The organism is Exiguobacterium aurantiacum, from assembly GCF_001766415.1.
Taxonomy (GTDB): Bacteria; Bacillota; Bacilli; order Exiguobacteriales; family Exiguobacteriaceae; genus Exiguobacterium; species Exiguobacterium aurantiacum_A.
This window is the reverse complement of the sequence record NZ_MKXO01000002.1, coordinates 1-14,234: the sequence shown is the minus strand read 5'-3', so window position 1 is coordinate 14,234 and position 14,234 is coordinate 1. Positions and strand designations below refer to the sequence as shown.

The 14,234-nt window shown below is 52.3% G+C and carries 13 protein-coding genes; 6 read left to right on the top strand and 7 right to left on the bottom strand.

The features are described from left to right. Positions 1-31: 31 nt before the first annotated feature. The 4 genes from BJU60_RS05975 to BJU60_RS05960 form a co-directional block, all read right to left on the bottom strand. Positions 32-2,422: a carbohydrate binding domain-containing protein gene (locus BJU60_RS05975; RefSeq protein WP_070327995.1), complete on the bottom strand. Its 2,391-nt coding sequence runs from the start codon at positions 2,420-2,422 to the stop codon at positions 32-34. A gap of 201 nt (positions 2,423-2,623) precedes the next feature. Then, complete coding sequence (locus BJU60_RS05970; RefSeq protein WP_070327994.1) at positions 2,624-3,175, bottom strand: DUF1349 domain-containing protein; 552 nt, start codon at positions 3,173-3,175, stop codon at positions 2,624-2,626. After that, positions 3,168-3,710 (bottom strand): NUDIX hydrolase, encoded by a 543-nt coding sequence (locus BJU60_RS05965; RefSeq protein WP_070327993.1) that lies wholly within the window; start codon positions 3,708-3,710, stop codon positions 3,168-3,170. The genes BJU60_RS05970 and BJU60_RS05965 overlap by 8 nt, the downstream gene beginning before the upstream one ends. A gap of 13 nt (positions 3,711-3,723) precedes the next feature. Beyond that, positions 3,724-4,215 carry an LURP-one-related/scramblase family protein gene (locus tag BJU60_RS05960; RefSeq protein WP_070327992.1) on the bottom strand — a complete coding sequence of 164 codons (492 nt, stop codon included), beginning with the start codon at positions 4,213-4,215 and terminating at the stop codon, positions 3,724-3,726. Between the two features lie 129 nt (positions 4,216-4,344). On the opposite strand from BJU60_RS05960, the gene mntA reads away from it, so the two are divergent. From mntA to BJU60_RS15350, 3 genes are all read left to right on the top strand, one after another. Continuing rightward, positions 4,345-4,752, top strand: coding sequence for a type VII toxin-antitoxin system MntA family adenylyltransferase antitoxin (mntA, locus tag BJU60_RS05955; RefSeq protein WP_070327991.1), 408 nt, complete (start codon positions 4,345-4,347; stop codon positions 4,750-4,752). Next, positions 4,745-5,152 carry a type VII toxin-antitoxin system HepT family RNase toxin gene (gene hepT / locus BJU60_RS05950; RefSeq protein ID WP_070327990.1) on the top strand — a complete coding sequence of 136 codons (408 nt, stop codon included), beginning with the start codon at positions 4,745-4,747 and terminating at the stop codon, positions 5,150-5,152. Before mntA ends, hepT begins: the two co-directional genes overlap by 8 nt. A gap of 215 nt (positions 5,153-5,367) precedes the next feature. Beyond that, entirely contained in the window at positions 5,368-5,601 is a 234-nt protein-coding gene (locus tag BJU60_RS15350) for a hypothetical protein (RefSeq protein ID WP_233589705.1), read from the top strand. 36 nt (positions 5,602-5,637) lie between these two features. On the opposite strand, the gene BJU60_RS05940 is transcribed toward BJU60_RS15350, so the two are convergent. Together BJU60_RS05940 and BJU60_RS05935 are read right to left on the bottom strand one after the other, a co-directional pair. Further along, on the bottom strand, positions 5,638-8,415 hold the full coding sequence (locus BJU60_RS05940) for a glycoside hydrolase family 3 C-terminal domain-containing protein (protein WP_070327989.1): 2,778 nt from the start codon (positions 8,413-8,415) through the stop codon (positions 5,638-5,640). Next, positions 8,412-9,494 carry an alpha/beta hydrolase gene (locus BJU60_RS05935; RefSeq protein ID WP_070327988.1) on the bottom strand — a complete coding sequence of 361 codons (1,083 nt, stop codon included), beginning with the start codon at positions 9,492-9,494 and terminating at the stop codon, positions 8,412-8,414. Before BJU60_RS05935 ends, BJU60_RS05940 begins: the two co-directional genes overlap by 4 nt. A gap of 289 nt (positions 9,495-9,783) precedes the next feature. Here BJU60_RS05935 and BJU60_RS05930 point away from each other — a divergent pair, with 289 nt between their 5' ends. Beyond that, entirely contained in the window at positions 9,784-11,229 is a 1,446-nt protein-coding gene (locus tag BJU60_RS05930; RefSeq protein ID WP_070327987.1) for a DEAD/DEAH box helicase, read from the top strand. Positions 11,230-11,640: 411 nt separating this feature from the next. On the opposite strand, the gene BJU60_RS05925 is transcribed toward BJU60_RS05930, so the two are convergent. Beyond that, positions 11,641-12,834, bottom strand: a complete 1,194-nt coding sequence (locus BJU60_RS05925) for a DUF4317 domain-containing protein (RefSeq protein WP_070327986.1) — start codon at positions 12,832-12,834, stop codon at positions 11,641-11,643. A gap of 255 nt (positions 12,835-13,089) precedes the next feature. On the opposite strand from BJU60_RS05925, the gene BJU60_RS05920 reads away from it, so the two are divergent. Next, a complete protein-coding gene (locus BJU60_RS05920; RefSeq protein ID WP_070327985.1) occupies positions 13,090-13,722 on the top strand; it encodes an HNH endonuclease family protein in 633 nt (210 codons plus the stop codon). A gap of 18 nt (positions 13,723-13,740) precedes the next feature. Then, positions 13,741-13,983, top strand: coding sequence for a hypothetical protein (locus BJU60_RS05915; RefSeq protein WP_070327984.1), 243 nt, complete (start codon positions 13,741-13,743; stop codon positions 13,981-13,983). Positions 13,984-14,234 lie beyond the last annotated feature (251 nt).

Sequence of the window (14,234 nt, the reverse complement as noted above, 5' to 3'; positions counted from 1 at the left end):
CTCGAAAATGTCGAGACGCTCCTTGTTTACATTATTTCGTTGTCACACTGACATTATCAATCGTCACATCGTGCGCACCGAGCGGTGAACCGTCCGTGCGTCCGAGCAAGAATTTCAATCCTGTCATATCGGTTTGACCCATCGTGAGCTCAAACTCATACGTTTTCGTCTCAGGTCCGACTTGAACGATTTGGCTCAAGTAACGCGTATACGCCGCGTTCTCGACCGTCACTTCCATGTTGCGCGCGACTGTCGAAGAAGCATCGAAACGGACGACGTACGTCTGTCCCTGGTGCAGTTCAAGACCGCCTTGCTCAAGCAAGACGCTCCAAGGTTCCTGTCCTTCTTGCCCGATCGAGATTTGAGCGGCTTCGTTCACCGCTTCAACCGCGGCTTGCGCATCGAAGTGCACGTAAGAGCCCCAATGTGTCAACCCGTCCGTGAACGATCCGTTCTTCAGCGGAGACGGGTCGATCGCGATCGGTGTCACATCGAACAGTTTGACGTCGTCAAGCTCAATTGAGCCTTTCGCCGAACCGAGTACGAACTGGAGCTGGCTCAACAGGTCCGTCGCTTGTCCCATCGTGAACGGGATCTCGATCGTTTCAAACTCGCGCGTCAACGCGACGTCTTGAAGCGGGAGATACGCGTTGCCGTCCGCTCCATTCAAACCGACTTGAAGTGCTTTGATGCGTTCCGCTCTCGCTTTAAAGCGCAACACGTAGTCATGACCTTCCGTCAGTTGAATCCCGTTTTGGACGAGCGTTGCCGGTTCGCCCTTTTTCGGGTTCGTCACGAACTTGAAGTGACGCAACTTCTCGTCAACTGTAGCCGTCCCTTTCGTTGCGCCCGGGTCGAACTGCCAGTATGTCAAGCGGTCCATCGCGCCTTGGTCAAACGTTCCGTTGTAGACCAAGTTCCCGTCGCCGAGCGCTGGTTTCGTCGCGTTCGGGTCAAGTGCTGCACGTTCGGCTTGTTCGACACGGACGTTCCCGATTTGAACGCCTGACGTGCTAAGTCCCATGTTGAACTCGAGACGCGCCGCAAGGTCCGTGTCTTCTGTCATATCAAACGTCATCGAATATGTCTGTACGTCTGTCGTCAAATCGAATGAACCTTCATCCGAGTATTTCGCGTAGCCGCGGTCTGGTCCGCCGCCGACTTTCACGGCGATCGAACGGGCCGAATCGGCACTCGCGTCGAACGTCACTTTATAGTGTCCGCCTTTACCGAGTGAGACGTTTTGAATCAATTGGTGCGAATATGGCTGACTGCCGGCTTGAGTGATCGAGATGTCGGCAAAGCGTGAGCCTGCTTGTTCGATGACATCAACCGTCCCGACGCCGCCAAAGTCTGGCAAGGCCACATAGTTCCAGTACGTCGGATCGAGCGCTTGCGAACCGTTCGTCACGGTCGTGATCGGCTCCGTGTAATCTTGGTCGTAGACGAGGTTTCCGTCTTCAGACGGTTGTTTCGCTCCGTCGGGCAATACGATTTCTTCGTCCGTGTACACCGGTTCGACCGCCTTGCGGTAGTCGCGGTTCTGTAAATCGAACACACGAACGTAATCGACTTCCATCTCGGCCGGGAACGGTGTCGTCGCATCGACGTCCCCGTCAAACCAACCGCCGACGGCCAAGTTCATCACCAGGTAGAAGTTTTGGTCAAACGGCGCTGGGTAGCTGTACTTCGTCGCCTGGTTCAACCCTTTCGAGTACCAGTCGTTTTGCGTCTGATAGAGCTCTCCATCAACGTACCAGCGCAACTCGCCAGGCTCCCACTCGACGGCATATGTATGCCATTGATTGATGCCGTCACCTTCTTCAAAGTGATAATCTTTGCCTGTATATTTGTTGTTCGGCCAGTTCTCGCCATAGTGAATCGTCCCAGCGACTTTGTCAGGCTGGCTGCCCCATGATTCCATGATGTCGATTTCGCCAGACGATGCCCAGGCACCGTACCGGTCTTGTTCCGGCAACATCCAAAACGCCGGCCACAAGCCTTTCCCTGTCGGTAGTTTTGCCCGCATCTCATAGCGACCGTATGTTTTACTGAACTTGCCTTTCGTCGTCAGCTTCGCCGACGTAAAGTCATACGTCCCGAGTTCATCCATCGTTTGTTCCCGTTTGGCGCGGATGACGAGCTTGCCGTCTTTTACGAAAGCGTTTTCGTTTTTGTCCGTATAAAATTGCTTCTCATTGTTTCCCCAACCCGGTGCGACCGGATTACCGTCGTTATCTTTCAACCAGTTCCCCGTATCGAAATTCCATTTTGCCTGGTCGATTTCTTTCTTGCTGAACTCATCCGCCCAGACGAGCTTCCATTTCGTATTGTCTTTTTTCTCTGGCTTTTCGGCAGATGCGCCTTGTGCGGCTGACAAGACAAGTCCGGTACCGAGAGCAAGTGCTACCCATTTCTTCATCAAAATCCCTCCTTTGACATAAATGAAGGCAGACACACGAAAACCGTCCCTGCCTCAACTCTAAAGCTACGCACCAAATTGAAAGCGTTTTCCGAAAGCGCTTTCGTTAGTTCTATTATATTTTTTTCGTCTACCTAGATTCAACCATTTTCTTGAAGTGAAATGAAAATGAAATAAAGAAAAAAAGAATCAACCTATGAATTAGGTCAATTCTTCGATGACTGTCCAATCTGAAATCGTGACTTTGAATCCAAGCGCCTCCGTATCCGGACTACAGGCGTACGGTCCGACGCGTAACGTCGACACGTCATGGAGATGGGCGATTCTTAGTTGTTCACGCCTGCCGTCCCCATATTCGAAGAACACCTCGACATCACCGTCTGTGTAGACGAGCTCGAACGTCAATGGTCCGTTCACTTCTTCGTTCGAAAAGTCCCGCGTCGACCAATCCGAGTAACCAAAGGACGTGACGACGGCCCCAAGGTGTGACGGTCCATCCGGGATATACTCGACCGACGTCTTGAGCCAATGGTCGTCATTCGCATACAACAAAATGCCGGCCTGGTCGTATGTATGGCTCGGCTTCATCTCAATCGTTGCCTGGCACGTGAAGCGCTTGGCCGATATGTCCTTCACCAAGGCGTGCGCCGTCATCCGGTTGAACCCATAATGGGTGTTCCGCCAAAAGTCGGTGTCGGCTTCTGTTTGGAAGGTGAGTCTCTCCTGTACGTCTGTTGCTCTCGGCTCATTGATCCACGTGTACTACTGCCACACGATTGATTCCTCCCCATTGGCCTCGCATCGCGAACAAAAGTGGAATCATCGGTTCGTGGTACGGGATGAATTCTCCTGACCGGATCATGTCGAGGATGGTCGCCTCATCCGCCCACTGCACCGCCTGCACTTCTGATTCTTGAAGCGTCAACTTATTCAAATCGACATCCATTTCGACAAGATAGATGTCGTCGAACCCTTCGTCAAAGTTGATCGTCAAATGTGGTCGCGTGTCTGTTAAGTCTAGTGTCAGACCGATCTCTTCTTCAAGCTCGCGCATCGCCGCCTGTTGACTCGTATCGCCGACCATGGCACTGCCGCCTACCGTGATGTCCCACATGTTCGACCAGCCGTCTTTGAACGGTTGGCGCTGTTGAATCAACATCTGCCCATCCTTGTTAAAGATACAGACGTGGATGACAAGATGGTAATCGCCATTCTCGAGACGATTGCCCCGCTGCCACGTCCGCCCTGTCTTTTCTCGGTCAACGTTATAGACGTCCCAAAACTCCATCGTTCAATCCCCTTTATGTGGCCGCACTCGCTGCCGCTTGATCTGATTTCACACAATCGATGGCAACGACGATCGAGATGAGCATGTGCTCCATCGTCTCATCGATCACTTGAATCTCATACGTGTCGCCCCATGACAACCATTTCTTCTGGACGCTGCCGATGACTTGCCCGTTCTGTGTCACCTCGAAGTCCATATCCCACCAGTCACCATCGATTTCAATCCCTGCTGCGTCAATCGTATAACGCGGTTTGAAGAAGGTGAACTCTTTTGAGATCGTCATCGTCTCCTCACCCTCGACATCGACGTAAAACTTCGGTAAGAAGCTGAATGTCTTTTTCGTAATGGTCGTGATCTCCCGCCCATCCTTGTCCGAGATGGTGAACGACTTCGGCAGCTTCATAAAGCTCCCTTCGACGAAATACATATCGTTTTCATCCGCGTCCTTGATCGTGAACCGTCCGCGCAAGCTGAAGACTTTCTGTTTCATGTAAAGCGTGTTCATCGTCATCCCTCCAATTTATGTCTGTTGTCCTCTATACGAGTATATACCCGACTATGGTTCATTTTTTCTGATGGAATGAATGTTCAGGCCGACACAACAGGGCGTATAATGAGATGAGGAGGTGAGAGATTGATTTCTGAAAAAGTAAAACAAGCTGTCGCTGAAACGATTCAACGTGAGACCGACGCTGATTTCATCTTGTTATTCGGGTCATTCGCCAAAGGAACAGATCGTGAGGATAGTGATGTCGATTTAGCATACTTCGGTCAGAAGCGACTCTCACCATATAATCGCTTTGCCTTGGCGAGCGAATTAGCGCTTCTATGCGGGCGAGACGTCGACTTGATCGATATCCGTGAAGTCGACACCGTCTTTGCCATGCAAATTTTCTCAGAGGGCGTTCCATTATCGATTCAAGATCAGAACGAATTTACGCGACAACAGATGAAAGCCTTTCGGATGTATGCCGAATTGAACGAACAACGAGACATCGTCTTGAAAGAAATCAAAGCTAGAGGAAGTGTATTCGATGAATGATGTTGTGTTGAACAAAGTGACGACAATCGAGCGCTGTCTTCAGCGAATCCATGACGTGTATGACGATAATCCAGATCACCTAAACGATTTCACGAAGCAAGACAGTATCATTCTCAACATCCAACGCGCCTGTGAAGCGAGTATCGATATCGCGATGTACCTAGTCAGTCAAAAGAAGTTGGGCGTACCCAAAGCGAGCCGGGACGGGTTCATCATGCTCGAGGAAGCAGGTATCATTGATAGTGCCTTAGCGAAGACGCTCATGAACATGGTCGGATTCCGTAATATCGCCGTCCACGACTACCAAGCACTCCAACTCGAAATTCTTGAAGCGATTCTCGAAAAGCACATCGATGATTTTAAAACGTTCACAAAAATCATTCTCCAATTAGATCTGTGACAGTCATGGGCGAACAAATCTCAATCGAACTAAATGTCGACTCTTTAACTTATGAAACTCAAATCGTCGGTGATATCTCCTTCATTATTGACTCTTATATATATTTCCCTGGCCAAGGATGGTCCGATTTTGTCGTCATCGTCTTGAAATGGTGGATTGACAGTTGTCGTGCCCTTTTATCCGCGCCACTACACGAAAAGTATTCATTCTCCTTTATGGACGGACGAGACGATGTGATTGCGAGAAAAGTGAACGCGACAGAGGCCGAACTCCTATACGTAGGCAGTGATACACGTCACGTGCTCATGGGAACTGTATTGATCGAAGAGCTGAAACAGGCCCTCATCAAAACGACATACCAGCTTCTCAACGCGATCGACCGGAACGGATGGGAGAATGAAGAGGCCGAGACGTTACGTCACGCCGTAAAATCACTTGAACGCATATAAAGAACGCCGCCTCGTTTCCGAGACGGCGTTTTTCAATTATCCATTCTTCATGCTGAACGAGTCAGCGAGCGTGAACGTGATGTCTTTCACGTCAAGGCCACCGAGTGCGAAATAGAGTTGCAAGTAGTTGTGTTGGTTCAAGAAGAACAGTTGCTTCGTCTGCGTCACCCATTCCCCGCCCGTTCCGTTAAACGTGAACGTCGGACCCGGGATGTTGTTCGCAAATAGCGTCACCGGCATCTGGGCGAGCTCTCCTGCTTCCGAACGGGCCGTGATTGTCACGTCGTACGTGCCCGTCTCATCGACCGATACGGCGAAGACGTGCGTGTTTCCCGTCGATGTGTCCGCATCAAGTAAGCTGACGCTCTCACCGTTCGCGAGATGCTGATACGTCACATCGAAATCAATCGCTTGTCCTGCTTCTTCGTTGAGTCCGATCACTTCGACTGAACCGTCATGAAGCCCTAGCAGACGCTCCATCGCCGGAGACTTAAAGACAAAGCGGCAAATGTTCGCCGCACTCCGCAACAGTTCCGCCCGCGTCAACGTACCGGCAGCGAGTGCCGCTCCCGTATTGTCGTCGAACGAGTTCGTATCCGGACGGTCGACGACCATGTACAAGTCGTTCTGCGACTGGACCATCGCCGCCGTGTTCTGACGGTTCGCCGGCTCATCTTCATGGTGGTTCACTTTCGCCCACCAGTCGGTCATGACGATGCCTTCAAAGCCCCACTCGTCGCGAAGGACACGTGTGTTCTGATCATATAGCCCGGCCGTCCAGACGCCGTTGACGGCACCGTACGTCGTCATGATCGACGTCGCCTTACCTTCTTTGACCGCCATCTCGAACCCTTTCAAATAAATCTCGCGCAACGCCCGTTCCGAGACGACCGAGTCGATGTCGTGGCGGTGCGCTTCTTGGTTGTTGGCGCTGAAGTGTTTGAGCGTACCGGTCACGCCGACGCGGTGCATCCCGTTCAACTGGGCGATCGCCATCTTGCCCGTCACGTGCGGATCTTCCGAGAAGTACTCGAAGTTCCGTCCGTTGAGCGGATTACGATGGATGTTCATCCCTGGTCCGAGCAACGTGTCGACGCGGTTTTTCCGCATCTCGAGTCCCGTCATCTCGAACAGGTCTTCGATCAACGCCACGTTGAAGCTTGACGCCAACAGCGTCCCGTTCGGCAACGCAAACGCCTTCGTGCCGATGTCCATCCGGATACCAGACGGACCGTCCGCGCAACAAGCGGCCGGAATGTCGAGCTCGTTCAAACGGTCCGACACGCCGCCGAACGCGGCGGCCGTCCCTGGTGTCACGCGGGGTGAGTTCATACCTTGTCCGCGGACGATGCAGGCGAGGTCCTCATCCGTCAACTGGTCGAGGAACGTCTCAAGCTCGGCTTTCCCGTGATAGACGTCCGTCAGCTTCAAGCCGTTGTCGCTTGTCTGATGGCGCTGCATCGGACGTTCGGCGAGATAACGTGCCTCAACGTCAACCTGGCGCAGCGGTGTTGCTTCGTAGCTGACTTCATATCCTTGGCCGCTTGCGACCGGCTTGATGCGGTCAAACGGTGTGACCGGCGCCATGTTCTCGCTGAGCGTCTCGACGACTTGTAGTTCGGCGAGCTCATAGTCGAAGACCGCGACGGCTGAACGTACGTCCGTCCCAGCATGAATCCGGTACGTCCCGGCTTCTAAGACAAAGCTCGATGCGTGTCCGGTGACGCCACGATCGTCATAGCTCGCAAAGTCCGTGACCGGGACGGAGAATTCGAGCGTTTGCCGCTCTCCTGGTGCAAGCAGACCTGTCTTATCGAACGCGACGAGGGCGCGCGCCGGGTTACCGAGGACGCCTTGCGGCTTCTCGACATACAACTGGACGACTTCTTTCCCGTCAACTGCCCCGGTGTTCGTCACCGCGACGTTGATCGTAATCAAACTGTTCTGTTCGCTCGCTTCAACGACTTCCGTGCTGAAACTTGTATACGACAACCCGAAACCGAATGGATAGAGCACCTCGTCTTTCGCGAACGTCTCGAAATAGCGATAGCCGACATAAATATCTTCTTGATAAATTCCTTTGTCGGCGTGACCGAAGTTTTTCGTCGACGGATAGTCGTCAATCGACCGGGCGATCGTGTCTGTCAACTTGCCGGACGGGCTGACTTTGCCTGTGAGTACATCGACGAGTCCCGTCCCACCTTCTAATCCCCCTTGCCATGCATAAAGAATCGCGCTCGGCTCATAATCCGTCGCCCACTTCATGTCGATGATGTTGCCGACGTTCAAGACGACGGCCGTCTTCGTAAACGCCTTCGACACTTTCTCGATCAACTCGTTCTCGATCTCGGTCAACAAGTAGCTGCCCGGGTCGGCCGTGTTGTCACGGTCCTCACCCGCCGTACGCCCGATCATGATGAGCGCCATATCTGACTTGGCTGCCGCTTCCGCGACGAGCGCGTCCGTGACGGCCATCTCCGGCTGTGACCACGGTTCGCCGGCCCAGCCGACACCTTTGTCGAACGGGTTTTCTTCGACCCACGCCTCATACGTTTGAAGGAGCGACTCGTTCAGCTGGATGCCTTCACTCGCTTGGAGCGCCTCGAGCGGACTCGTCACGTGGGAGACGTTGACCATCCCTCCTGAGCCGGTCCCGCTCTTATAGTAGTTGAATTGGCTGCGACCGAACACGGACACGGTCGTCCCCGCCTCGATCGGCAGCGTCTGTTCGTTCTTTAAGAGGACAGCCCCTTCGGCGACCGCCGTTCGCGCCAGTTGTTTATACGTATCCCAGTTCAATGTGTAATGTTTCATGTGGTCAGCTCCTTCATTTCGTTTGCGATTTCGTTCATACAGTCTTCAGCTTGCGGATAGTCCCCGATTTTATCGAGGAAGGCGTGGTCCATCCCTCGGTATTGAATCAGTCTCGTCTTCACGCCGTCGCGCGCGAGTTTCCGCGCATACGCCTCGCCTTCTAAGCGCAAATAATCGTACTCCGCCGTCACGATAAGCGCGGGCGGGAGGTTCTTCAAGTCGTCCGCCAACAAGGGCGATACGAGCGGATGCGTCACGTCGGTCGCACCTTGTAAATAAATGTTGTTGAACATCGAATCCGAATCGCTGAGCGCTAGCACGATCCCGCGAATCAAGTCGTGATGATGTCGGATATCGTATTGTGCGATGTCCCATGCGTAATCATCTGTCGGAACCGAACCTAAATTGACGACCGGATAGATGAGTGCCTGGAAGCTGATCATGCTCGTCTGTTGCGCACGATCGAGTAAACAGCAGCCGGTCGCCAAATTTCCCCCGGCGCTATCGCCCGCGACGGCGATAGTGTCTCGCAACACCCCGAGCTCATCGGCCTGGTCGTATACCCATTTGACCGCTTGAAAGCAATCATGCAAGCCAGCCGGGAACGGATGCTCCGGCGCGAGCCGATAGTCGACCGAGACGACGACCGCGTTCGCTTTCTCAGCGAGCGCTTTGCACGGGTTCTCCACCGTGTCGAGTGTCCCGCCAAAGAAGCCGCCGCCATGGAAGAACAGGACGGCCGGTAACGGCTCGTCTGACTCGGGCCGATAGAGCCGGGCCGGGATGTCGCCTTCAAGACTTGGAATCGTGATCGGTTCCTTCGTGATCGGACGTGTCGTCACGTCACGGTTCGGCCATCCCATGCTCGCGCGGACGGCCTCAAGGTCAAACGGTGCCGGTGCCTCATCGCCTGTTACGTGTTGATTGTTGTTCGCCAACACGCGCGGGTCGAGGTCGCCTTGTTTGTTTAAGTCCGGAATCGGTTTGATCGTCGTCTCGACGCCATCAATCGTCTCTCGAATATGTACTGCACTTAACTCATCAACTAACCGTTCGTACGGGTTACTTTGAGTCGACATGAACTGAATGCTCCTTTCTCAATCACCGCTACCTTGCTGATGACAGCTTTATCCGTTGACTGAAATCTTACTTGTTCAGACACGGCTTCAAATTCGGTCGTGTCATCGGTGAAGTGTTGACGCAACTAGCGTTAGACGGTAGAAGTCAGTTCGACCTCTTCCCTTCGCACTCGCTCGATTTCACGGATGAACGACGAACCGCTCCCTTTCGTGTATAATGAGACGTAAACTAAATTGCTAATGAAAATTTCTACAACAGAAGTTTCTTACACGAAAACGAGGTAAACATATGAATCAACCAAACTTTGCGGACTACCGCTTAAGTGAAGACATCCAACGCGCACTCGGCATCATGAAATACGTGGCACCGACAGAAGTGCAACAGAAAGTCATCCCGCTCGCACTCGAGCACCAAGATCTAGTCGTCAAAGCACAGACCGGAAGCGGCAAGACGGCCGCATTCGGCATTCCTATCACTGAAATGATCGAGTGGGAAGAAAACAAACCACAAGTGTTAATTCTCACACCGACACGCGAGCTCGCCGTCCAAGTCCGGGAAGACATGACGAACATCGGCCGCTTCAAACGAATCAAGGCGACTGCCGTTTACGGGAAAGAACCGTTCTCAAAACAACGTGAAGACTTGAAACAGAAGACGCATATCGTCGTCGGGACACCGGGACGCGTCATGGACCATATCGAACGTGAAACGCTCGTCTTGGACCAAATCAAGTACTTGATCATCGATGAGGCGGACGAGATGTTGAACCGCGGCTTCCTCGCCGACGTTGAAGCCATCATCCAAAAGCTACCGACTGATCGCGTCACGATGGTGTTCTCGGCCACGTTCCCGAATGACATCGAGCGTCTGTGCAAACAACACATGAACGAGCCGACCCGCATCTCGATCGAGTCTGCTGGCGTCACGGCCTCGACGATCGAGCACGGCTTGATCGAAGTCCGCAATGAAGACAAGTTGTCGGTGTTACAAAACATCACTGTCGTCGAAAATCCTGACAGCTGTCTCATCTTCTGCCGGACGAAAGAGCATGTCGACACCGTGTATGGCGAGCTCGATAAGGCCGGCTATTCTTGTGAACGGCTCCACGGTGGACTCGAGCAAGAAGACCGGTTCGCCGTCATGGAAGGGTTCAAGATGGGCAACTTCCGTTATCTCGTAGCGACAGACGTCGCGGCACGCGGCATCGATATCGATAACGTCAATCTCGTCATCAACTATGACGTCCCGATGGAAAAAGAGAGCTACGTGCACCGGACCGGACGGACAGGCCGCGCCGGTAACAAAGGGAAAGCCCTTACGCTCGCGACTCCTTATGAAGGTAAATTCGTTCGCGCCATCGAAGCGTTCATCAAGTTCGAGATCCCGACGATGGACGCCCCGACCGAAGCACAAGTCGCTCGCGGCAAAGCGGCGTTCGAAGAGAAGTTGAGCGGTCGACGCGTCGTCCGTAACAACAAGACGGCCCGCATAAACCAAGACATCCTGAAGCTTCACTTCAGTGGCGGGAAGAAGAAAAAACTCCGTGCCATCGACTTCGTCGGCACGATCGCCAAAATCCCAGGTGTGACAGTCGAAGACATCGGCATCATCACGATCACCGATCAGATGACGTACGTCGACATCTTGAACGGGAAAGGCTCACTCGTCCTTCAGGCGATGGAGTCGACACCGATCAAAGGCAAAAAGCTAAAAGTGAGTAAAGCACATAAATAACCAATCCAGGTCTCGGAGAGTTTGATCTCTCCGAGCCTTTTTTTTTGTGTTTTGACCACGTTATCGAAAGCGCTTTCGAAAAACAGTAAAAAAATAGCGGTTTCGAGAGAACGCTTTCAACAGAATCATACCGATAACACGTCTTGAATTCAACCTTCCTCACGCGATTGTCAAAAAAAGGCTCAGGCAATGTCGCCTGAACCTTCATCTCTCACTCTAAAAATTTCAATTCCGCATTGTTTCGTGCACGATATCCGGTCACTTCTACCTTGCATACAGAGCACAGCCAGCGTGCGAATCACCGTTCACCATTTCCCGCGAAATACATAACATTGTAAAGAGAACAATCGCTGCGAGCACATGCTCAATCAGCTCTGTCGGGTGCAACGGATTTCGTCCAGCCGAGATGAATTAGTCGAACAGTTCTTCCGAGATCAACTTGAACCCTTCGATTTCCGTGTCCTCTTCTAATTCGATTAACAGACACCGTTTGCCTTTCACGTTCACTTGCTTCACGTATTTCAAGTCTTGCGGGCTGATCGTGATATTCGCGACTTTCGTGTTGATTTTAATCGACTTTGACGTATATTTCGGGACGACGCTGCTCGCCTTCATCTCGTATTGCGTGTCATCGACGACTTGTTTGAACGCCTGCTCGACTTTCTCCGTCGTCACGTCCTCGACACCGCTCGCCTTCAAGACGACTTCGACCGCTCGCGCGTCAAGCATCGGGACCGTCTCATCCTCGTCCTCACGCTCTTCTTCCGCGACGATCAAATAATTGATTTCTTCATAGACGGTGGCGAGCGTCGCCAAGTTGACTTCTTCCCCGATGACAGCTTTGACGACTTCCTCGAACATCGCTTTCTCTTCGATCGCCGTCACGATCTCGGTTCCATTCAATACGTTATCGATAAAACCGAAGTCCGGTTGGTGCGCTTTCTGGGCCGCATACAAGACATGGTTGACGTCGGCCGCGTTGTCCGTGAAACATGGGAATAAGAAACCGCCGACGGGTGCGTCGAGTTTGATGACAGGATTGATGAAGACGTTCGATTTGTACTCACGCTCGATAAAGTCGAACACGAGCGACTGTTTCGGCAGTTCCGTCTGGTTGATGCTGCCGAGGATGAACCGCGACGTGTACACCTCGTCGCGCATATCGATCTCCGTTTCTTCGGAATGACGCCGCGTCGGTTTATTGTATTGGAAACGAATGAACGTGACGACGACATCTTTTTCGAACGGGGCGTCTTGGACCATCTTCAACGCGATTTTCTGCATCGAAGCAGCCCAGTCCTCTGTGTCTTCCGTCTGCAGTCCTTTGTACAACAATGTCTGCGTATGGTCGGTCTGACCCGCTTCCGGGTGCTCGAACTTCACTTCAAACAGCTTCTCGTCGAGCTTGCCGCCGAGTACTTTCTTAAAACTCGTCAAAAATAGCTCTTGGTGCTCTTGCTCCAAAAACGGGAACGACCGCATCTCTTCGTGGAAGATCTCGTTGCTGTCTTGCCGGATGTAAATATTATAAATTTCAGCGATTTTGACCGCTTCCGCATTCAACTTGAAATGCTTGCGGATTGCCGCGATGTCTTTTTGATTCATCTGACCCAACTCCTTCGTTCTTGACTACAAACCGACTTCATTATACCAATAGTTCTCCCTCACGCGTATGTCAGTAGTTCTAAAGCCGGGACGTCTGATGTCATGTTTCATGCCCCAGACCTCAACTTTTATAATCTTTCGATTCATTTTTGTAAATTTTAATCTTTCTGCTGACTTTGCCGTGTATATTCAATGTGCATTCAGAAATCGAGGATGCAAGTCGTTCAGTCGTCATACATAATAGGAGGCACAAACATGTTGAAAAAATGCATCAGTTCTTTGTTCGCCATCATCTTAGTCGTCACGACGCTTCACTTAACCACTCCGACCGCCTCGGCGCTCCCGCCGGGTATTCCATCGAAGTCAAGCGCTCTCACGAAGTTGAACGCGTTGACGGTCAAGACAGAAGGTGCGATGACCGGCTATAGCCGCGATTTGTTCCCGCATTGGAGCGGTCAAGGCAACGGTTGTGACACTCGTCAAATCGTCTTGAAACGCGACGCGGACTCATACGTCGGCGACTGCCCGGTCACGTCAGGGTCATGGTACAGTTACTACGATGGAGTCACATTCACGTCGCCATCTAGCCTCGACGTCGACCACGTCGTACCTTTGGCTGAAGCATGGCGTTCAGGCGCGAACAGTTGGACGACGACGAAACGCCAAAGTTTCGCCAACGATTTAACTGGCCCGCAACTGATTGCCGTCTCAGCCAGCTCGAACCGCTCAAAAGGTGACCAAGACCCGTCAACATGGCAGCCGACACGGACCGGGGCTCGTTGTGCTTATGCGAAGATGTGGGTCGAGACGAAGAGCCGTTGGGGACTGAGCCTCCAGTCATCAGAGAAAGCGGCCCTTCAAACCGCCATCAACGCTTGCATTTACTGATTCAGAAAGGAGTCTGCTATGCATCAACATTCCTCTACATTCAAAGCCTCACATGGCGTTATGACTGAAGAAGTCGGCGTCATTAGCGGAGAGCTCGAACTGAAGACGACGTGCCAAGAAGACGGCACGCTCGAACTCACCATCACTTACGTCGGGGCGGCTGAGTGGTATACATTGCCCGGGAAAGACTATAAGCTACACGACCTACGTGACCATGACGTCGTGCATCAGTTGCTCGTCAACGTACTCACACGCGATTAACGAAATGAGGCTGGGACATAACCCAGTAGATTTATAAGAAAGAGGCCACCGGGAGCGACTTGTTCGCTCCCGGTGGCCTCTTCTCATTTTTATGGGTTCGTGCACGCATTTCAGACTAAACAGATAGGGGCGACCTTTGATAAAGTTAAAGTGACCAAACCATAACTTTGGAGGTGCCCCTATGTACAAAGAGTATACCATGAACCAGTTGGTTTTGCCCCTAGATTTAGAAGTCCGTCTCCAGGAAAACG

Excerpts from the sequence above, each read along its gene's own strand:
- BJU60_RS05965 (WP_070327993.1), bottom strand. The coding sequence starts at position 3,710 with ATGGAGTTTTGGGACGTCTATAACGTTGACCGAGAAAAGACAGGGCGG.
- hepT (WP_070327990.1), top strand. The coding sequence starts at position 4,745 with ATGAATGATGTTGTGTTGAACAAAGTGACGACAATCGAGCGCTGTCTT.
- BJU60_RS05930 (WP_070327987.1), top strand. The coding sequence starts at position 9,784 with ATGAATCAACCAAACTTTGCGGACTACCGCTTAAGTGAAGACATCCAA.
- BJU60_RS05960 (WP_070327992.1), bottom strand. The coding sequence starts at position 4,215 with ATGAACACGCTTTACATGAAACAGAAAGTCTTCAGCTTGCGCGGACGG.
- BJU60_RS05935 (WP_070327988.1), bottom strand. The coding sequence starts at position 9,494 with ATGTCGACTCAAAGTAACCCGTACGAACGGTTAGTTGATGAGTTAAGT.
- BJU60_RS05940 (WP_070327989.1), bottom strand. The coding sequence starts at position 8,415 with ATGAAACATTACACATTGAACTGGGATACGTATAAACAACTGGCGCGA.
- BJU60_RS05925 (WP_070327986.1), bottom strand. The coding sequence starts at position 12,834 with ATGAATCAAAAAGACATCGCGGCAATCCGCAAGCATTTCAAGTTGAAT.
- BJU60_RS15350 (WP_233589705.1), top strand. The coding sequence starts at position 5,368 with ATGGACGGACGAGACGATGTGATTGCGAGAAAAGTGAACGCGACAGAG.
- BJU60_RS05920 (WP_070327985.1), top strand. The coding sequence starts at position 13,090 with ATGTTGAAAAAATGCATCAGTTCTTTGTTCGCCATCATCTTAGTCGTC.
- BJU60_RS05975 (WP_070327995.1), bottom strand. The coding sequence starts at position 2,422 with ATGAAGAAATGGGTAGCACTTGCTCTCGGTACCGGACTTGTCTTGTCA.
- BJU60_RS05915 (WP_070327984.1), top strand. The coding sequence starts at position 13,741 with ATGCATCAACATTCCTCTACATTCAAAGCCTCACATGGCGTTATGACT.